Genomic DNA, 18,098 nt, shown 5'->3' on the forward strand with positions numbered 1-18,098 from the left:
CATGGCCGCGTTCCTGCCCGCCGCCCGCGCGCTTTGGCGTCCGCTTTGCCTTGTGCTTGCCCTTGGCCTGTCCTTGGGCGGGCAGGGCGCGGGGCCTGCGCTGGCGCAGGCGACATCACCCGTCGAGGCACCCGCCCAGCCTCAGGCTGACAAGCCGCCCGCTGACAGGCCTCCAGTTGCCGATGCGCCCCTTGGCGGAGCCACCATCACCCCGAACGGGGCGACGGCGCGGCCCGGAACCGGCGATACTGGGGGTGTGGCGGCGACTGGGGCGGGCGCAACGGGGGGCGGGCTGACAAAAAGCCATACCACCCCCTCGCGCAGCACCACCAAATCCATCTCGGTCACACCGGCGAGCGGGGATGGGCCCGATTACGCGGCCTGGGAAGCATTGGCCACGCGGGCCGAACGCACGATCACCGAAGGCCAGGCCTCCAATAGCGGGCTGGAACTGCTGCGTGGCCAGCTGGTCGACTGGCGATCGAAGCTGCAGGCGGCGCAAAGCACCAATGCCAGCCGGATTCAAAGCCTGCGGGATCAGATCACCGCACTTGGTGCCGCGCCGACCGACGGCACCGAAGAAGCACCCGAGATTGCCGATCGCCGCAAGCAGTTGAACGACCAGCTGCAAAAGGCCGAGGCACCGGGCAAGGCGGCTGATGAGGGCTATCGCCGCGCGGCGGGCCTGATTTCCGAGATCGACAAGGAAATGCGCGAACGTCAGACCGCGCAATTGCTGAAACTCTGGCCGACACCTGCCAACCCCGCCAACTGGGGCGAGGCCGCAACGGCGGTCGGCAACAGCTCGCGTGCGCTTTGGGTCGAGGTTGCGACCAATTGGCGCTCCGAGGCGCGGCGGACAAAATTCTTCGACGTTCTGCCCGGCGCGATCATCATGGTGCTGATCGCGCTGGTGCTGATCTTTCGGGGACGGCGCTGGATCGAGACCTTTTCCAACTGGCTGAACCGGGGCGCAGATGCGGCGCGCTGGCGCAGGGTCTGGTCCTTTGTCGCGTCCCTTGGCCAGATCGTGGTGCCGACGGCGGGGGTGCTGCTGATTTCGGTCGCGCTGCGTATCACCGAACTGCCGGGCTGGCTTGGCATTCAGGTGCTGACATCGCTTTTCCCGGCCGGATTCGCGCTGTTCATGGCCTATTGGCTGGGCGGGCGCATCTTCCCCAAGGGTGACGAGAATGCCGGGCCATTGGGGCTGCCTGAGCAGGTGCGCAGCGAGGCGCGCTTTCTGGTTACCTTGATCGGGTTGACCCAAGGCGCGGAGGTGGTGCGCGAGGCGTTGTTCCCGGTGCGTCTGGTGGCCGAAGCCGCGGTGCCGGTGCTGGCGCTGATCAATATCCTGATCATGGCGCTGCTGCTCTGGCGGTTTGGCCACTTGATCAACCGCGCCTTCGCCCCCGGTGAGCCGCGCGGCGAGGCGGCGGGCTTTCGCGACGGGGTGATCCGCATCATCGGCAAGCTGCTGATCGCCATTGCGGTGGTCGGTCCGCTTTTGGGGGCGGTCGGCTATACCACCGCCGCGCAGGCGCTGATCTTCCCGGCCGGATCGTCGTTGATGCTGGTGGGCCTGCTGCTGGTATTGGTGCAGCTGATCAGCGACATCTGGCGCGCCGTGCTGGGCGAGGGGGCCGAGGAAGAGGGGCAGGGCCTTTTGCCGGTCCTGGCGGGGTTCCTGCTGACGCTGGCCTCGCTGCCCCTGTTCGCGTTGCTCTGGGGCGCGCGGGTCGAGGATCTGGGCGAGCTGTGGAACCGATTTACCGAAGGGTTCATGCTGGGGGAAACCCGCATCTCGCCCTCCAACTTTCTGTATTTCCTGATCCTGTTCATTCTGGGCTATGGGGCGACACGGCTGTTCCAGGGGGCGCTGCGCAGCTCCATCCTGCCCAAAACCCGGCTGGATCAGGGCGGGCGCAATGCCATCGTCTCCGGCACCGGCTATGTCGGGATCTTCCTGGCGGTCATCGTCGCGGTCTCGGCGGCAGGGATCAACCTTTCGGGCCTTGCCATCGTCGCCTCGGCGCTGACGGTCGGCATCGGTTTCGGTCTGCAGAACATCGTGCAGAACTTTGTCTCGGGTATCATCCTGCTGATCGAGCGCCCGGTGTCCGAGGGCGACTGGATCGAGGTCGGCAATGTCTCGGGCATCGTGCAGTCGATCTCGGTGCGCTCCACCCGGATCCAGACCTTTGACCGCTCTGACATCATCGTGCCCAATGGCGATCTGGTCAGCCAGCGCGTCACCAACTGGACGCGGTTCAGCCTGACTGGGCGGGTCGTGGTGCCGATCTCGGTGAAATTCGGGCAGGATACCCGCAAGGTGACCGAGATCCTGCGCGAGATTGCCGAGGCGCAGCCGCTGGCGCTGCTCAACCCGATGCCAAGCGTCTACCTGGTCGGCATGGCGGCGGATTCGCTCAATTTCGAGATCCGCATGTTGATCCGCGATGTGAATTTCGCGGCGCAGGTGCGCAGCGAGGTCAATCACCGCGTGGTGGAACGCTTCATCGCCGAGGGGATCTTGTTGAGCGGCACGCCCAGTTCCTCGCCCAGCCGGGTCGAGGATGTGGCAACCGTGCTGGAGGCGATGCGCCTGGCCTCGCCCGATGAGCTGGCGCGGATGGCCCCTGCACGCGAAAGCAAATCCAGCGATCCCGCCGAGCCCACCGACAGCCCAGCCCCGAGCCGCCCCACCGAACCCGGTGACCCTCTGGATGATGAGACCGAACGATGACCGATGCACCTTTGCGCCAGCTGTTCCGCGAGGATGCCTATACGCGCAGCGCCCCGGCGCAAGTGCTGGGCCATACGCCCGAGGGGGGGCTGTTGCTGGATGCTACTCTGTTCTACGCGACGGCGGGTGGCCAGCCTGGTGACAGCGGCCGCCTGGAATGGGCGGGCGGGGTGATCGACATTGCCACCGCCGTGAAGGCCGATGGGGGCCATATCGCCCTGGTGCCCTCGGAGCCGAAGGCGCTGCCGCCCATCGGCGCGCAGGTCACCCAGCATCTGGATTGGGAACGCCGTCACCGCCATATGCGGATGCACACCGCGCTGCATCTTCTGTCGGTGGTGATCCCGCTGCCGGTGACCGGCGGCCAGATCGGGGCGGAGCGTGGACGGCTTGATTTCGACATGCCGGAACCGCCCGGTGATATCGCCGCCTTGAATGCCGCCTTGCACAGTCTGATCGATCGCGATCTCGCGGTAAGCGATCTGTGGATTTCCGAGGATGAACTGGCAGCCAATCCCGGCTTGGTGAAAACGCTGTCGGTGGCTCCGCCTGCGGGGCAAGGCCGCATCCGGCTGGTGCGGATTGGCGATCCGGCGCATCCAATCGACCTGCAACCCTGCGGCGGCACGCATGTCGCCCGCACCGGCGAGATCGGTCATGTCGAGATCAGCAAGATCGAGAAGAAGGGCCGACAGAATCGTCGTGTCGTGCTCTCGCTCGTGGAGTGATGAATTTGCCTAAAATTTAGGCAAAATGCGATGTGCAACCGTTTTCAAACGGGTGACGCGCTTTCGCGTCACATAGGGCAGATGACGCGCATTGGCGTCAGCCCGAAAAGCTCACAGCCCGTCCGGGATCCGCGCGAGTGCCCGCTGCACCAATGGCGGTGCGGCGGACATATCGCGCAGGGTTTCCTCGCGCACGACGCTGCGCCAATGGGCCGGGTCGTTGGGCAGCCGCTCCAGCACCGCCGCCGTCATGCGGTTCATCCCATCCATCCGCCGCCGCACCAGCAGCGAGAATCCCGGATAGAATCGCATATTTCCCTCCAGCCCGAATTCAAAAAAGTTGATATTCGACTGGTTCTGCCGATCCTGACAATAAATTGACACCCCGTCGACATGCTGGCGCACCAGGCCGAAATAGGGCAGGCGCGGAAAGCGCCGCGCATTGGGGTTTTCCTGCTTGGCCAGCAGGTTTTCCTCAAAGCCCTTGAACAGCGTGACCTCGCCCTGTGTGCGGATCAGCGCAAGGTTCGTGACTATTTTTCCCTGAAACATGAATGACTTGCGCCAGAATCGATACATGGCGTCCGGCAGGATATCCGCATCGACCGGCCGGGTGCGCCCAATCAAGAGCTTGTCCCGCAATTCCATCAGGACCGGGTCGGGCAGGGTGCGGTTCAACTCGTCCAGCGGCTCCAGCAGGATTCGGGCATCGACCCCGAAATGGCTGCAGATTTTTGCAAGGATGTCTGGACGCGGGAAGGATTCTCCCGCCAGATAGCGATTGAACTGGGTGCGGTTGATGCCGATCTCGCGGCAGATCGTGGTCACCGAATGCCCCTGCTCGCAAAGCTGGCGCAGGTTCTGCCCGAAGATTGCCCGAATTTCGGTCGGGGACATGGCGGGGCGGTTCATGGGCGGGTCCGGCGTTTGTGGCAATGTCTGTCGGATGTCGGCATTGTGGACGCGGCCCCAAATCCGGTCGTTGAGACCTTGAAATGAGGTCGCCGCGACAAAGGGGTGACGCTAGTTAGCGTCATGCTTGCTACAAAATCGTAGCCTTGTCCATTCCCTCTGATGCGGAAAAGCACATGCGATGTCGTTCGGCCTGTGCATAAATCGGAATTGGGCGCTGCTGACGCAGGAAAACAGGCTTGTTCAGGCAAGTGCCGCGAATGACAGGAGTAGTGAGATGTTGGGCGTCGTGATCTGGAGCTGCCGTGAGACGGGGCGTGCGATCGTTTGGTGCGCCGATCATCGGGATCTTGCGCATTATGACGGTGCCCCACGCGGGCTGACGCGGGTTTGCGTCGAAGCCGGCGATCTGGTGGAAGTGGCTTTGATGAGTGACAGCGCAATTCGCCGGTGTCGGAGCCTGAAAATGGTCGAACCCGGCTATTTTCCCGAGATTGCCAATGAACTGAAAGGCCGCACCCGCGCCATCGCCGCCGCGTGAGGCAAGGTCCGAAATCCGTCCCTGGCGCGATCAACAAGCCCTTGCACCGGCTGACAGATCGCGCTAAACGGCGGGCACGGACAGGTGGCCGAGTGGTCGAAGGCGCACGCCTGGAAAGTGTGTAGGCGGGGAACCGTCTCGAGGGTTCGAATCCCTCTCTGTCCGCCATTACCTTAAAATTTCTGTTGTCTGTCAGTCGCTTGCGAGGCGGTTTGTCAAACTATCTTAGAAGGTTTGACAGTTGATAGTCACCCTTCTTTACGTTCGAGCGCAAGCATTCCCTGCGCAGCGAGTTCTTTCCGGCCTGCCGCAACCGTGTAACGGGTCACTTCGGCAAGCGACTTATGGCCCGAGATAGCCATAATCTGGTGCGGGGTGCATCCGGCTTCTGCCAGTCGGCGGCAGGTGGCCTTGCGCAGCCCATGCGGCGAAAGCCCATCGGGCAAGCCCGCTTCGCGCACCATATCCCTAAACCAGTTCGTAAAGCCTGCCGGGGAAAACGGCCTGCCCTGAGCGGTCATCAGGAAGCTGAGATTGTCGAGCGGCAGCGCGTCAAGGATCGCCCGCAACTCGCTATGCAACGGAATATGCACGTCCTGCTTGGTCTTCTGTTGCGTGATGGAAAGGATTCCGCTGCGGACGTGCTGCCGCCCCATCCGCACCACGTCACTGCGGCGCTGGCCCGTGTAGAGCAAAAGCGCCAGTGCGAGGTGCGCACGGCTGCCGGGTTTGTGATGCGCTTCGAAGGCCGCGATGTGGTCCTCTTCCCAAGTCAGGAAGCCTTCGGATTTGTTGCGCACCTTGCGGACGCCTTGGGTCGGATCATCGCGCCGCCAGCCACTTTCGACAGCATGGCGCATCAAGAGATGGATCATCCGCAGCATGTTGTTCGCGGCTGCGGGCGTGTCTGACTTCTTAGCGACGATCTTCTGGACGTGTTCGCGCTGCATCTCTTTCACAAGGCGGTGCCCGTGATCGGCCCGGAAGCGTTCGATGATGCCCCGGTATGTCGCCTTTGTGGAATCGCTCAGCCCCTTGAAGTCGCTGGTCTTGTAGAAGCTGACGACAAGCGCAGAGATGCTGCCCTGCACTGTCAGAGTCTTTCCGACTTCGACCTTCTCGCCATTCGCGGCCTTCTCATAGGCAGCCATGAATTCGGGGGTCCAAGGCAGGCCCGGCAGCGCCAGGCGGGGGAAACCCGGTCGGCGGTAATACCAGCGCGCATTTCCGTATCTGTCTTCGAATCCTTGGCAGTATTTGGGTGGTTTATTCATGAGTTTCACATGTCGCTCCAACTGTCTGTTGCACTGTCAGAGCCGGAATCGTCACCCGGAAGCCTATCGAATGCCAAGTCCAAAGCGCGCACGTCCCAGATTTTACGGGTCCCAACGCGCTTGGGGCTGGGCATCTCGCCAGCGATCACCATCTTGTCAAAGGTCGTGGGGCTGATGCCGATGTAGTCCGCCGCCTCCACACGCGACAGCCCCCGCCGAGTCGGCGGTGCAATCGGTGTGAAGGGGCGAACTTGCGTTTGCATCGGTTCAGATAACGCCGTTCTTTGCGGCTTCAGCAGCTTCCGCCGCCTTGACCTCGGCAGCAGTGGCGGGCCGGGCTGCGCCCAGCTTGTCGAACTGCTTGGCCTGCACCGGGGTGGCGTCAAACACCGCTTTAGCCGGAACAATCACGTCCTCGGGCATGAGGATCTGATGCTTTGCGTAGAGTTTTGTCATCTCTGTGAATCCTTGAAGAGTCCGACTTGGACCTTGTGTGTTGAGGTTGGCGCAGTTGCCGCCACGATCCCGATGGAAGGCGTAGCGGTCGCTTCCGCGACCACGCCCCCGGCGCGAACATTCCAGAAAGCTGGCGTTCCCGCGTCGAGGGCGATTTCAAGTGCCTTCGGCAGCTTGGCAATCTTTAGATCCGACAGCTTCACCTCACGGGCAGCCTTCAGCCCGATAAGCTGAGCCGCTTGCTGTGCCGTGGCTTCGAAGGACTGGCCGCGCGTGATAACAACATCGCCCGGCAGCAGGATCGTATGGAAGGCAAGCAGCCTGGGCATGGGTCAGAAGCCCGACAGGCGGACGGTTACGGTTGCGGTCGAGGCGGCAGCCGCAGCAACGGCCACGCCCAGTTTGGTGTTGCTGGTGGCGGTGCTGGTCGCCAGTTCGGCGGTAGCATCCCAGTAGACGGCGGCACCAAGGGCGAAGGTATTGGCAGAGACCTTGGGCAGATCGAACACGCCCACGGTTGCCACATCGACGGCGGCACCACTGGCAGCATCACCGGACGCGATGCCGACGATTGCACCAGCGATCACAGGAAAGCCGGAAGCGACAGCAGCCGGGGCCGGAATGGTGATCGTGTCACCGCGTTGAGCAAATTTCTTCATGATTTACAGTCCCTTGCTGGATTGCAGGCGGATCAGCGCATTGCGCCCCCGCTGAAGGTTGAAGATTTCGGAGTCGATCGCGGCAATTGCCCGCTCGATCTCGGATTGGCTGCGATAGGTCACAGACTCGCCGTTGCTATCGGTGAAGGTGCGGACGCCCGAGAACCGGGCATCCTGTAGCTTTTCGCGGTGTTCCCGCAGGCTTTGCACGCTGGACATTACGCCCCCGCAGCCCGGTATGCGCCGCGCCAGTCGAGCCAGCCGCAGCCGAAGTCGAGCCATGCGCGGTATTTCAGCCCCAGCGTGTCCCAGGCCTCCTGGCGTTGGATCTGGACGCCCTGAGCGGCAGAGAGGTAGCCGTATTGCAGCGAGGCCACGCGGGCCGGATCAGCCAGCAGATACCATGCGTTGCCGGTCAGACGCGGCTCCACGACAAGCGACAGCTTGCCCGAGAACACCGCCACGTCATCCGACTTGGTGGCATAGATCGAGGCCAGCAGCTTTTCGGCTGCCGTTTCCAGATCGGGCGAGACGATCAGGAATTTCGGCTGGGCGTCGATGATCGTTTTGCCGTCGAGGCCCTTCACCGTGCGCATGTGCTTGCGCGCTGCCGACAGGGAGGTTTCCGACAAGACAGAGCCAGCGCCCGTGGCGAGGTTGCCGCGACCAGCCGCGAAAACTGCCGTGCCGTCCGACAGATTGGGATTGCTGGTCAGCAGCGCCACCATTTCTTCGGCTTCGGTCTGAGCCGCTGCCTGACCCATTGCGGCGGTCATGTCGCCCAACAGGCCCAGATCGTCGTCGATCAGCAGCTTGCGGCTGACATTGATCGCGCGGCCAAAGGTTTTCAGCGACATGCTTTCGCCTGCCTCGGCCCGGCTGGTGTGCTTGAACTCGCCATGTTCGGTCATCTCTTGAAGACGGCCCATCTCGCCCAGACGGATCGAAGTGGACTCCTTGAAGTTCGGCAAGGTGCGCTGACGGGCCAGAGCCTTCAGGGGCGATTCCGCTGCCTGATAGGCTTGGGCGGCAACCTTGCCCATCGCGTTGCTGACCAGAAGCGGGAAGTCACTGGTGCCATGCGCGCGGGCAAATACCTCATCCCCAGACATGCCGCGCACCGAAACGCCCGCACGGGTCAGGCAATCGGCAGCAAGATCGCGCATCGACATGTTGACGAATTCGCGGCTGGCCTCGGGCAGATCACCGCCAGCCATGCGGAAGGCCAGAGCATCGGCAGCGCGAGTCTGGATCTGGGCCGGGTCGGTATGATCGCGGCGGATGCTGACTTTCGGGGCCTGACGGGTCAGCATGGCTTCCCGTGCAGCCTCGCGCACCTCATCTTCCGTCACAGCCTCTTCGGCCAGGTTCTCGCCCCAGGTATCGGGCAGATTGCAGGCAGAGCGCAGCGTTTCAATCAGCGCAGCGCGAGTCTCAAGATCAAAGGGCATTTCTGCACTCCGTTGAATGATTGCGTTTCGGTCGGCAGGCACTGGCACAAGGCTGACCTCCAAAAGCCGCCATCTGGTGGCGGTCTTGGTCCTTGTGCCGTCAGGGTTTCGGCTCTCGCGCCATGCGAGAACTTGGTATCCGGCGCTGACGTGGCGAATGACGCCATCCTTCACGCGCTGGAAAATCGGTTCGATGTCATCCGCTTGCCCAAGGCGTAGCGTTGCGCTGACGCTGGGGCCGTCGATCACAAGGCCAGATGCCCGCCCGACAGTTTCGCGGGCGGCTTGGCGGTGATCAGTCAACAGCGGGAAGTCGTCGCTATCGCTGAATTCCAGCCCGGCGGGATCGAGGATTTCGAGGAATGGCCCCTTAGCGTCACGCCTCTGCACCGGAGTCGCCGTGGCGACGACAGCACGGAATTCGCGGCTGGCCTCATCCAGATCACCAACGCGCGGCATGGAACGGAAAAGCCGGTCGCCCGATGTGGTATCGAGCGGGCCTCTGCCGGTTTCGCGCGTGTATTGGGCCTTGTCCGGGTTCGCGGTCAGCTTGGGCGCGGTGATGATCGCGGCTTTCGCCGGATTGCCAGTCAGACGGTGAAGCGGTTTGTTCATGCTTTACTGCCCTTTTGTTCAACTGAATGTTGATTAGCTGGGAGACCAAGGCCGGACTCGCGGCTGCGATCTGCGGCAATCTCGGCATCAACCTGGGCCACGTCATAGCCAAGCTGAGCCACGGCCATACGGCGACTGATCAGGCCCATATCGAGCATTTCGCGGGTAGCCTTGGCATCGGATTCCGGGTCAACCCATTGCGGTTTCGGGAAATGCCATTCGGCCTTGGCCGCAGGATCGGCGGTGTTCGAGCCGCGCAAGGATTCCAAAAGTTGCCACCGTGCCCAGATGCGATTGAGTGCAGGCACCAGCAACGTGTGCTGGATCGCCTCAATATGCGCGCGGAACTGCACCAGAGCCGTGCGGGCGCTGGAATAGTTCACGCCCCGCATATCGCCCGACAGCAGGAACTCGGGGATCTGCAAGCCCGCAGCGATCTGGCGCAGGCTGACGGCCACCAGATCAACCGCCTGGCTCATCTGTTGCGGGGTGCTGAAACGCACGTCCCAGCCCTGCGGCAGAACGCGCATGACGCCCGGCTCAAGGCTCAGATCCAACGGATTGCCGCCTTCGCCCTGATCGAAAGGATTGGGGCCAGTGCCGTTCTGGTCGATCACGAAACCGGCCATCATGGATTGGATCTTTGCGTTGACTTGCAGCGCGTCGAGAAGATGGCTCAGTTCGTTCAAAGGCAGAATGGTAGAGGCAAACCACGACAGGCCTCGAGTCTGGGCAGCGCCAAGGCGGCGGAAGAGGTGGATCACGTCCGCAGCTTCAACGCGCACCGGGGCGCGGAAGGTCTGGAATTGATCAGTCGGACGCGCGGGGCGGAAGTGATAAGCAACGGGCAGATCGTCGCTATCGTATTCGATGCCCGCCGCGATGTAGCGGCCTTCGCCCAGTTCGAGGGTATAGGCTTCGTCCAGTTGCTCGGCAGGGACATGCTGCAACCGCAACGCCCCTTCCGCATCGGTGCGCAGGATGAGAAGGCTTTCGCCATCCGTCACCAGTGCGTCAGCCACTTCTGCGAGCAGAGCGCCGAATTGATTGGCCTCTGCCCACTCGCTGAAAGCAGCGTCTTGCTCTTCGCGCGTGTCATCATCGCCCAAGGTGGCGGCGGTTGGTCCATAGCCGACAAGGGCGGTTTTCAGGATCTCAGCAGCATTGCCCGCCGTGGGATCATTATGCCGCAAATGCCGTGCCCGCCCGCGCACCTGAGACGCGCCTGCCAGCACTTCGGCACCAGTTGCGCCGAAAGCCGGGGTGGCGGACCAGCGCTTGCCGCTAGCGCCTTCCAGCATACGGACGGCGGCAGTACGCGGTGCAGGCGTGTCGCGGGTGAAGAGGCGAGACAGTAGGCCCATGAAGGTCAGCCTTCCGAACGCCGAATTGCGCCCATAATAGGTGCGAGAAGATTGGTGAACGGGAAGGTCGTGACCCCTTCGAAGCCGTGGCGCAACTCCGTCCAATCGGGATCAACAGCGCGGCGGCGATTGTTCACAATCCAGTGGCCACTAAAACCAAGGACTCCGTCGATGCGAACATAGCCAACTTCGAAAACCCACGTTCTAGCCTTTTCCGGGCTTTCATACGCGGCAAGCAGATCGGAGGCGGCAGCATCAAAGCTGTAGATAGCGGCAACGTCTTGCGCTTCGAACCTCATCTGTGCATCGAACTTCGCGAGTTCGCCAGAGGCAAGATTTCGGTCGAGCGCGGCAAGCAACATGCGCGCGCGGTAAACCTCTTTCTCTGGAAAAAGCAGGGCACCCTTTTTCCCGTAGTGGTCTGGGATGGGTTGCAAGATGCCGCGACCTGCCAAGCCCTTCAGTTGGTTGAAGATGGGTTCCTCAGGGCGTTTTTCGACGGTGGCGATCAGGTCCGAAATGTCGCGCAGGGTATAGCGTGTCTGGGGCATGGGCATCTCCTTCCCCCGCAATCTATCAGATCGGAATTGACAATTCAACACTGAAGATTCCTGTAGAATTGTTAAATCCGCTATGCTATGAAGGCCTCATCCCAGAAGTGGGTTCCATAGTTCCTCCTTGCGACACAGGGCGGGGCGGCTCCGGTCGCCCCCTCCACCAAGAATTCAAATCCCGCGCGTCTGATAGTTAATGCTCATCAGTCGGTTGAGCGCGGGTAAGCTGGCAGCGGTTCGTCCTCCCGTGTTGCGGCCAGCAGGAACGCCCCCGGTTTGGGTTAGCCGGGGGCGTTTCCGTGTGTGCAGATCCAAAGTGCGCCCCTTCCAGCAAACTTTAGTGAACTGGACTAGATCTTGGGAGTTGGTATAGTGGGCGAACTAGAGGAGTGATGAAGATGAAGTCCGGGAAGATATTTTTTCGCGTGCAGTCTAGTGCTCGGCATGCTGGAACCGGGAATTTCGAGGTTCGCAACTCTCCGTCCGGTGTGAAAGTCGTAACCATCAAACGTGATACGTATATGTCCGCGAAGAAGGCTGCTGCGAAGGCCCTCACTCAGAACAAGAAGCCTGCATAGAAATAGGGATTTAAATTGGCTGGTAGAGGAAATCCAATTTTTGACCGCCTTTGCGCGGACAGTGATGATATTGAATCCCTAGTCGCATACGCTCTGTATAAAAAGCACAAGCGTGACTGGGCGGAGAATTACCGCAAAACACATGGTAGTGATCCAAAAACTGCGGATGATGATGCTTTTGCCAGTGCTGTTTCCACTGACGGCCAACTTCAACTATATCGGCAAAATGCTCAGAACCTGATTATCGCTTTCGCAGACCAGATGGTTGAAGAAGTAAAACCAGATATTGAAAAAGAAGCTATCACTGCGAGAATTGAAGCAGCTACCGCTAAGATTTCGGGTGCTGGCTCCTTTGCAAAACAGATGCTTTCTGGTCTGACTGCATCTCTTATTACCACATTTGTACTGATAATTCTAACGATTGCATCCGCACTGTTTGGGGTGGACCCGATAGATGGTCTAAATGAACTAGTCGGAAATAGCTCATCGAAAGACATTTCGGCGGATTGATTATTCCGGCTATTGAAGGCAGGTCTAGACTTAATGCTTGCCTACTAGGCTTGCGGGGGCGGAAACAAAATGTGCTACACCCATACATTCATCGGCCCAAGAGGTGGGACTTGCTCTAAATTCTCGACTGGAATTCCTTTCCCAGTTTTCTGTCCCGGCAGAACACAAGCAGCTTCACCGTTCAAGACAGACGCAACACAGTAAACTGGGCTAGTAGTTCCCTTTACTCTTACTTGGTTCCCTCGTGCTATGTCGCTCACCTCACCCTCCTAGCCATTTGCTTTTAATCACGACAGGCGGTCGCTTCGGTGCCGCCTGACTCGCAAGTTCTTCGGCCCGCCTGTCAACACTCTGCCCGATCAGGTTACGCACGGCCAGCGCATACACGCTGGCGTCAAGCGTTTCTGCCCGTTTGCCTTTGATCCGCTCGAACCGGGCTTCCGGCTTGCCGCGCACATAGCGCACCACACGCCGCTCAGAGGCCAGTTGTTCAAAGAAGATCGGCTGCAAGGCTTCACCGAAACGGATGCCCTGATTGCGCCCGACACGGGCAAACAGCGCGGATTTCGCGGCATCGACGCCCACAATCCAAAGGTGCTGGCCCTTGGTGCCGGATCTCTGGAAGATCGGACGCGAGAATCCTGCAACGCCCTTGATTGGCACGACACGCCGCCCGAACCGGGGGCGACAGAAACCCATGACGGTTTCAAGGTGCCCGCCGTCAGACGAGTCCACCGCGCAGGCGTCAATCCTGATCGTGCCGCCGTTCGGGTGCTGCCACGTCTCTTTCAGCAGGGAGTCGAGTTCCTGCCAGATCGTCTCGCCGTCGATTGGCCCCCAGAAAACGCGATGATCGAGCACAAGCCAATCCGTTTCCGTGTGGCCCATCAGCACGATTTCCAGGCGGTCATCCTGACAGTCGGCTCCTGCCGTGATCCAAAGGATCTCATGCGGCAGGTTGTCCAGACTGAAGGCTTCGCGCCGTGCGAACAATTCGTGTTCGTCAAAATCCTCGCCTTCCGTCTTCCAAGGCTGGCCCAGAATGGTGTTTGTGAACACTTGCAGCGTCTCGGGCGCGCGCTTAGCCAACAGGAATTCCGCCGCTAGCTCGCCCCATCGGGCATTATGGTGTGGGCTGATCAGGCAATTCACGGCAAAGCCAGCATGGCCCTTCACCTCGGGCGCAGTGGCCCGCCAACGGCCTTGCGCGACCATCTGCGGCTTGAACCGCTCTTCCACGACACAGCCCGCGATAGGGCAAACCCAATGTGCCGAATCCGGGTCGTTTTCTTTCCATTGGATCGAGGCCCAAGTGATTTCGCTGTATTCACCGCATGAGGGGCAGAGGCATTCGAAGATCCGGCGATCTGACTCTGAATAAAGGCGGCTGATCGGCCCGAAATCGAATACAGGAGTCGAGCCTGCCAAAATTTTGCGGTCGCGGAACGTAAGAGTCCGCATCTCGGCCAGCTTAATCGGGTCGCCCTCTTGGGTGGTTTCGTAGCCGTCGATCTCATCCATTGCCAGAAAGCGCGTGGTGTGACGGCGCAGGTTACGGGGTGATTTCGCAGCAAGGAATTTCAGACTGCCGCCAGGAAATCGCCGCGCTAGCATTGTGCTGCGCCCGGACTCGTCGGCATCATCTGACAGCAGGCCGCGCAGGGCGGGCGATGCGTCGAACAAGGATTCCAGTTCAACGCTGAAATCCCGCGCATCGTCGGCAGTGGGCTGCAAGGCGATGATCGGCGCGGGCGCATTGGCGACGAAATGGGCCAGCGTGGCGCTGAGCCATTGCGTGTAGCCAATCCGTGCCCCCTTCAAAATCGTAATACGCTCGATCTCGGGATCTTCGATTGCCTCGCACCAGCCACGCTGGAAAGGCCAAAGCTGCATTCTGCCCGGCAGGGCTGACGCGCTGGCGGGAATGTAGACGCTGGACTCGATCCAGTCAGCAAGCGGCACGTTCGGCGGCGGCAGCAATGCTTGCAGGGCTTTGTTGCGGACGATTTCAATTCCCATGTGCCACGCCCTCCAAAGCGGTGCGGATTTCCCGGTCGAGGGTCGCAATGTCGGTGCTGGTCAGATGCGGCAGGCCCGCCCCGCAACGGGATGGAACCGCAAGTAAGGCGTTGCGCAGATCACGCAGGATGCCCGCCCATTCACGGCTGACGGCATCGGCAGGCACCAACTCGCCACGCTCACGGGCAACGCGCGCCTCTTCTTTGTCGGCTTGGGCGCGTGTGAGCCGCAGCTTTTCGGCCCTAAGATCATCGGTATCACCGCCAGCAGCAGGACGCCCGCCAGAGCGAGAAGCGACAGAGCGCAGTTGCTCGATATAGCGCCCGATGCTTTCGGCCACGTCATAGCGCCCGCGTCCGCTGCGAACGAACAAGCCTTCCCGCGCTTTGGTGCGAACCTGCGGCAGGGAAAGCCGGGTGAGCGCGGCCATGCCTCTTTCGTCCAGTTCGAGGGGAAGGGCGGAATCCGGCTTTTGTGGCCCACTGCCGCCCAGAAGATCGTCAAGATCATCATACATGCGCGGAATCCCAATTCGAAAAAATCGTGTGAAGAGGAACAAGCTGCGGCTCAGCGTGCCCCGCACGGCGGTGGCGGGGGGAAGGACCCGAAGTTGCGATAGGATCGAACGTTTTCACGTCAGCCCAATCCTTTGCGATACAGCGCATCTTTCTGCCTTTCATTACAGGACTCCTTCATCCGCATCGTCCGGACAACCGGACACTCCTAAAGGAGTGTGTCCGTGTCCGTCCGGATTTCGACGCTTTGCCATCTTGGACATTCCGGGATTTGTCCGGACATTGTCCGAATTGTCCGGGCCAAGATCATCGAAATCGTCGCAGCTATCGTCGAAGATGCGATACAGAGCATTTTCGAAGATCACCGCGCCTTTCTGGACGAGACCTTTCAATGCTCTGTCCGTCGCCTTCCTGCGGCTGTCCGGATTGTCCGAAGGGGAAATCTTGCGCCCGTCGATACACAGCTTGCGCAGATCCGCTTCGGATACTTCGCCGCCTGAAGTGTGGATCAGATCGAGCACCGCGCGCTCGGAGGGCGTTACCCTCACTGCCTCGGGCGCTAGGGCTGAATTCAATTCCTCGCAACGCGGCAAGGTGATCTGATCGCCATCTTCATCAGCGCCGCCATCTTCAATTGCGATGCGGAAAGCAATGTCACGATCACAAGTGCCGTTGCGGTTTTTGGTCAGCTTGCCTCGGATCACGCCGGACTCGTCTTTCTTCACATGCAACGCCACATCCAGCGCACCGTTCAGTAGAGAGTGCCCGCGCGGTGTGCCGCCTTCTGCCTTCGTGTCGTGGTGAACCAGAATGACAGCCGCGCCCCATTTCGTCAGAGCACGGGCCACGGCAACAACGCGCCCCATCGCATCGGCGCTGTTTTCTTCCAGGCCAGGGAACGCCATTGCGAGGGTGTCAATGACGATCAACTTGGGGCGTTGTGCCTTCACTGCCCGCGCAAGGTCTTTCAGGTCTGGGGAGTCGGCTGCCAGCAGGTTCGACACGCCACCGACAAGAAAGAACTGGTCCGCCTCGCCGTGGGCTTGCTGTAAGGCGCGAACACGCCCGCGCATCCCGTGTTCATCCTCGGCAGCGACATAGAACACCGCGCCCGGCTTCGTCCGCATTCCGAATGCTTCCCGCCCTTGCGCCACAGCATAGCCCAAGAAGGGCGTCAGCAGCGACTTGCCCGCACCGGGGGCACCGAACACGCAAGCAACGTCACGCTCTGCCAGCATCCCCTTTATAAGATAGCTGCGAGTTTGAACGGTTGCGCATTGTGCGGGTGACAGGAAGGTCAGGCGGGACGCGGGCTTGTCGTCTTTGGCCTCTGGTGCCGCTTCCTCTTCGCCAAGGTCATCAAAACCCAGCGTGTGATCCGGTTCAGATGGATCAAGCCAGCCGTGCTTCTTGGCTTCGGTAATGATCGTGCCGCCGCCGATATTGCCAGCTTCACCGGGGCGGAAGCTTTTCCATCTGTCCCAGCATTCCTTGCGATCATAGGAGGGATGTTGTGCGGCCCAAGCATTGAACGCGGCAAAACCAGCCTTTGACCCTTCCGACTCTTCATGCAGCGCCATCGCAATATCACTGAAGGGCTTCCAAGCCTTCGGCACCTCTGGCCCGTTGGGGATTGCCCAAAGTGCTGAGAGGATCACGGACCACGGCTTGCCTGTCTTGCCCTGACCTTTGCGCCCCGTCGAAGTGCTGCCCCCAAGCAGATCGTCCAGATCGTCGCCATGATCGCGGGCAAAGATCGGCTTGACGCCTGCCACCTTGTCGAGCGGCTTACCGTTGATCAGCAGAGTTTCGAGAGGATGCGCCCGCCCACCGCCTTTCCTCTCATCGCGCAAGGCCGCTTCGCCGAAGTAATAGGATTGCGAGGGCTTGAACGACTCTTCGCCAAGGATGCCGCCCAACGCCCCGTTAAGACGGGCGCAAAGGGCTTCACGATCCGCGCGGCTGACCTCGGCGGCCAGCGGGCAGAGCACACGCCAGCGGGGTTCTTCGGGGGTGTGGTGGGTGCTGGTGTAAAGCAGTGCCGCGATGCCTGCGGCTTCCAGCATAGCGGCGGCGCTTTCCATCGACACTTGCCCGGCGTCATAGTCGCCTTCGATCCCCGTGGCGCTCAGCATGTTTTCGTCCCAGCGAAGACAGTGGCCGGGGCTGCCGTCCTTCTTGGGTTTCCGCAGATCACCGAACCGTGCCAGCTTCAACAGCGGCAACCCGTCTTTGCGTTCTGCCCTGGCGCTGGTGATCTGTGCTGAAAGCTGGCGCAGGGTGACGCGCCTGCGGTCCATTCTTGACGCCTTCACATCATCGAAGATCGAGACGGGAAGAGGCAAGTCCAATGCAGAGGCTGGGGTGCCGCCCAGCAGGTCGTCAAGGTCATCCGCTTCTTGCGAAACAGGCGCGCTTGCAGTATATTCTTGGGAAGGGATGCTTTCCTTGTCGAATTCAGAGCCGTTGCGGGGTCCAGCCGCGCGGCTCTTTTCGTTTCTAGGCGTCCCGCCTAGCAGGTCTTCGAAGTCGTCGTGTCGCATATCCATGTGCGAGTCCTCTGTTGAGGCCCCGCAAGCGGTTTGACAAACGCAAGATAATCCCTTGGAAAACAACGAAACGGTTTTGGGCCGTTTGACAATGCAAGCGATTGATTTCACTCATGTCTGCCACACCCTCTCTGTCCGCCACATATCATTGAAATTGTTGAAGTAATTGTGGATTGGCAGTCGCAACCCGCCAACCAACCCGCCTTTATAAATGCGATTGGTTGCTATTGACTGCAACAATATGCAGATACATGTGGCTTGAGTCATGACTGCCATGCAGGTGAATCTTGCAAAGCCTCATGCCTGCCCCCCCTGAAGCGTCATGATGGCTTACCCTAGCGCACAGCCAATGATGGCATGATGACCAAAGTGCGGGCCATGGCCGCGCAGCATGACAGCCCGATTCCCGATGTTTCTTCATGCCGAGGCCAAGTGAGAACATGGGATGACATGACGCTGGTGATTGGGTGACATCCGTCGCTGAGATGTGTACCAGCTGTGACAGGGCGACAAACAGCCGGTGGATCACATGGGCATTGTTGCAGAAGTCCGGCTGCGGCTAGACGCGCCCCTTTCCCCGTTGGGTTCAGGCCACGCGTTCGATCTCGGCAGTGCCGAGTGCATTGA

16 protein-coding genes and 1 tRNA gene are annotated in these 18,098 nt (G+C 60.7%); 5 read left to right on the forward strand and 12 right to left on the reverse strand.

What is annotated here, in order from left to right; genetic code table 11:
* Position 1: 1 nt before the first annotated feature.
* Together GBJ34_RS11040 and GBJ34_RS11045 are read left to right on the forward strand one after the other, a co-directional pair.
* Entirely contained in the window at positions 2-2,746 is a 2,745-nt protein-coding gene (locus GBJ34_RS11040; RefSeq protein WP_192931195.1) for a DUF3772 domain-containing protein, read from the forward strand.
* Positions 2,743-3,474: an alanyl-tRNA editing protein gene (locus GBJ34_RS11045; protein ID WP_151719319.1), complete on the forward strand. Its 732-nt coding sequence runs from the start codon at positions 2,743-2,745 to the stop codon at positions 3,472-3,474. Before GBJ34_RS11040 ends, GBJ34_RS11045 begins: the two co-directional genes overlap by 4 nt.
* 111 nt (positions 3,475-3,585) lie before the next feature.
* Here GBJ34_RS11045 and GBJ34_RS11050 read toward each other — a convergent pair whose 3' ends face one another.
* Positions 3,586-4,386: a helix-turn-helix domain-containing protein gene (locus tag GBJ34_RS11050; protein ID WP_151719320.1), complete on the reverse strand. Its 801-nt coding sequence runs from the start codon at positions 4,384-4,386 to the stop codon at positions 3,586-3,588.
* Positions 4,387-4,567: 181 nt separating this feature from the next.
* On the opposite strand from GBJ34_RS11050, the gene GBJ34_RS11055 reads away from it, so the two are divergent.
* Entirely contained in the window at positions 4,568-4,927 is a 360-nt protein-coding gene (locus tag GBJ34_RS11055) for a hypothetical protein (protein WP_151719321.1), read from the forward strand.
* A 78-nt stretch (positions 4,928-5,005) separates the two neighbouring features.
* A tRNA-Ser gene (locus GBJ34_RS11060) sits at positions 5,006-5,095 on the forward strand.
* Positions 5,096-5,175: 80 nt separating this feature from the next.
* On the opposite strand, the gene GBJ34_RS11065 is transcribed toward GBJ34_RS11060, so the two are convergent.
* The 8 genes from GBJ34_RS11065 to GBJ34_RS11105 form a co-directional block, all read right to left on the reverse strand.
* Positions 5,176-6,222 (reverse strand): tyrosine-type recombinase/integrase, encoded by a 1,047-nt coding sequence (locus tag GBJ34_RS11065; RefSeq protein WP_151719322.1) that lies wholly within the window; start codon positions 6,220-6,222, stop codon positions 5,176-5,178.
* A 246-nt stretch (positions 6,223-6,468) separates the two neighbouring features.
* Positions 6,469-6,657, reverse strand: a complete 189-nt coding sequence (locus GBJ34_RS11075) for a hypothetical protein (RefSeq protein ID WP_151719324.1) — start codon at positions 6,655-6,657, stop codon at positions 6,469-6,471.
* Complete coding sequence (locus tag GBJ34_RS11080) at positions 6,654-6,986, reverse strand: hypothetical protein (protein ID WP_151719325.1); 333 nt, start codon at positions 6,984-6,986, stop codon at positions 6,654-6,656. The genes GBJ34_RS11075 and GBJ34_RS11080 overlap by 4 nt, the downstream gene beginning before the upstream one ends.
* 3 nt (positions 6,987-6,989) lie before the next feature.
* A complete protein-coding gene (locus GBJ34_RS11085; RefSeq protein ID WP_151719326.1) occupies positions 6,990-7,316 on the reverse strand; it encodes a DUF2190 family protein in 327 nt (108 codons plus the stop codon).
* A 3-nt stretch (positions 7,317-7,319) separates the two neighbouring features.
* Complete coding sequence (locus tag GBJ34_RS11090; RefSeq protein ID WP_151719327.1) at positions 7,320-7,535, reverse strand: phage head-tail joining protein; 216 nt, start codon at positions 7,533-7,535, stop codon at positions 7,320-7,322.
* The gene (locus tag GBJ34_RS11095) at positions 7,535-9,382 is read right to left on the reverse strand and encodes a prohead protease/major capsid protein fusion protein (protein WP_151719328.1); all 1,848 of its coding nucleotides are present in this window, start codon (positions 9,380-9,382) and stop codon (positions 7,535-7,537) included. Before GBJ34_RS11095 ends, GBJ34_RS11090 begins: the two co-directional genes overlap by 1 nt.
* The gene (locus tag GBJ34_RS11100; RefSeq protein WP_151719329.1) at positions 9,379-10,746 is read right to left on the reverse strand and encodes a phage portal protein; all 1,368 of its coding nucleotides are present in this window, start codon (positions 10,744-10,746) and stop codon (positions 9,379-9,381) included. Before GBJ34_RS11100 ends, GBJ34_RS11095 begins: the two co-directional genes overlap by 4 nt.
* Before the next feature lie 5 nt (positions 10,747-10,751).
* Positions 10,752-11,297: a hypothetical protein gene (locus GBJ34_RS11105; protein ID WP_151719330.1), complete on the reverse strand. Its 546-nt coding sequence runs from the start codon at positions 11,295-11,297 to the stop codon at positions 10,752-10,754.
* 596 nt (positions 11,298-11,893) lie between these two features.
* On the opposite strand from GBJ34_RS11105, the gene GBJ34_RS11110 reads away from it, so the two are divergent.
* On the forward strand, positions 11,894-12,388 hold the full coding sequence (locus tag GBJ34_RS11110; RefSeq protein ID WP_151719331.1) for a hypothetical protein: 495 nt from the start codon (positions 11,894-11,896) through the stop codon (positions 12,386-12,388).
* A gap of 261 nt (positions 12,389-12,649) precedes the next feature.
* On the opposite strand, the gene GBJ34_RS11115 is transcribed toward GBJ34_RS11110, so the two are convergent.
* The 3 genes from GBJ34_RS11115 to GBJ34_RS11125 all read right to left on the reverse strand — a co-directional run bounded on the left by GBJ34_RS11115 (position 12,650) and on the right by GBJ34_RS11125 (position 17,471).
* Complete coding sequence (locus GBJ34_RS11115; protein ID WP_151719332.1) at positions 12,650-14,407, reverse strand: phage terminase large subunit family protein; 1,758 nt, start codon at positions 14,405-14,407, stop codon at positions 12,650-12,652.
* Positions 14,397-14,924 carry a terminase small subunit gene (locus tag GBJ34_RS11120; protein WP_192931196.1) on the reverse strand — a complete coding sequence of 176 codons (528 nt, stop codon included), beginning with the start codon at positions 14,922-14,924 and terminating at the stop codon, positions 14,397-14,399. Before GBJ34_RS11120 ends, GBJ34_RS11115 begins: the two co-directional genes overlap by 11 nt.
* A gap of 162 nt (positions 14,925-15,086) precedes the next feature.
* Complete coding sequence (locus GBJ34_RS11125; RefSeq protein ID WP_151719334.1) at positions 15,087-17,471, reverse strand: AAA family ATPase; 2,385 nt, start codon at positions 17,469-17,471, stop codon at positions 15,087-15,089.
* Between the last annotated feature and the right edge of the window lie 627 nt (positions 17,472-18,098).

Source organism: Gemmobacter serpentinus (assembly GCF_008973825.1).
GTDB classification, from domain to species: Bacteria; Pseudomonadota; Alphaproteobacteria; order Rhodobacterales; family Rhodobacteraceae; genus Gemmobacter; species Gemmobacter serpentinus.

Coding starts and splice junctions, on each gene's coding strand:
- GBJ34_RS11040 (WP_192931195.1), top strand. CDS start 2: ATGGCCGCGTTCCTGCCCGCCGCCCGCGCGCTTTGGCGTCCGCTTTGC.
- GBJ34_RS11045 (WP_151719319.1), top strand. CDS start 2,743: ATGACCGATGCACCTTTGCGCCAGCTGTTCCGCGAGGATGCCTATACG.
- GBJ34_RS11050 (WP_151719320.1), bottom strand. CDS start 4,386: ATGAACCGCCCCGCCATGTCCCCGACCGAAATTCGGGCAATCTTCGGG.
- GBJ34_RS11055 (WP_151719321.1), top strand. CDS start 4,568: ATGTCGTTCGGCCTGTGCATAAATCGGAATTGGGCGCTGCTGACGCAG.
- GBJ34_RS11075 (WP_151719324.1), bottom strand. CDS start 6,657: ATGACAAAACTCTACGCAAAGCATCAGATCCTCATGCCCGAGGACGTG.
- GBJ34_RS11080 (WP_151719325.1), bottom strand. CDS start 6,986: ATGCCCAGGCTGCTTGCCTTCCATACGATCCTGCTGCCGGGCGATGTT.
- GBJ34_RS11085 (WP_151719326.1), bottom strand. CDS start 7,316: ATGAAGAAATTTGCTCAACGCGGTGACACGATCACCATTCCGGCCCCG.
- GBJ34_RS11090 (WP_151719327.1), bottom strand. CDS start 7,535: ATGTCCAGCGTGCAAAGCCTGCGGGAACACCGCGAAAAGCTACAGGAT.
- GBJ34_RS11095 (WP_151719328.1), bottom strand. CDS start 9,382: ATGAACAAACCGCTTCACCGTCTGACTGGCAATCCGGCGAAAGCCGCG.
- GBJ34_RS11100 (WP_151719329.1), bottom strand. CDS start 10,746: ATGGGCCTACTGTCTCGCCTCTTCACCCGCGACACGCCTGCACCGCGT.
- GBJ34_RS11105 (WP_151719330.1), bottom strand. CDS start 11,297: ATGCCCCAGACACGCTATACCCTGCGCGACATTTCGGACCTGATCGCC.
- GBJ34_RS11115 (WP_151719332.1), bottom strand. CDS start 14,407: ATGGGAATTGAAATCGTCCGCAACAAAGCCCTGCAAGCATTGCTGCCG.
- GBJ34_RS11120 (WP_192931196.1), bottom strand. CDS start 14,924: ATGTATGATGATCTTGACGATCTTCTGGGCGGCAGTGGGCCACAAAAG.
- GBJ34_RS11125 (WP_151719334.1), bottom strand. CDS start 17,471: ATGGATATGCGACACGACGACTTCGAAGACCTGCTAGGCGGGACGCCT.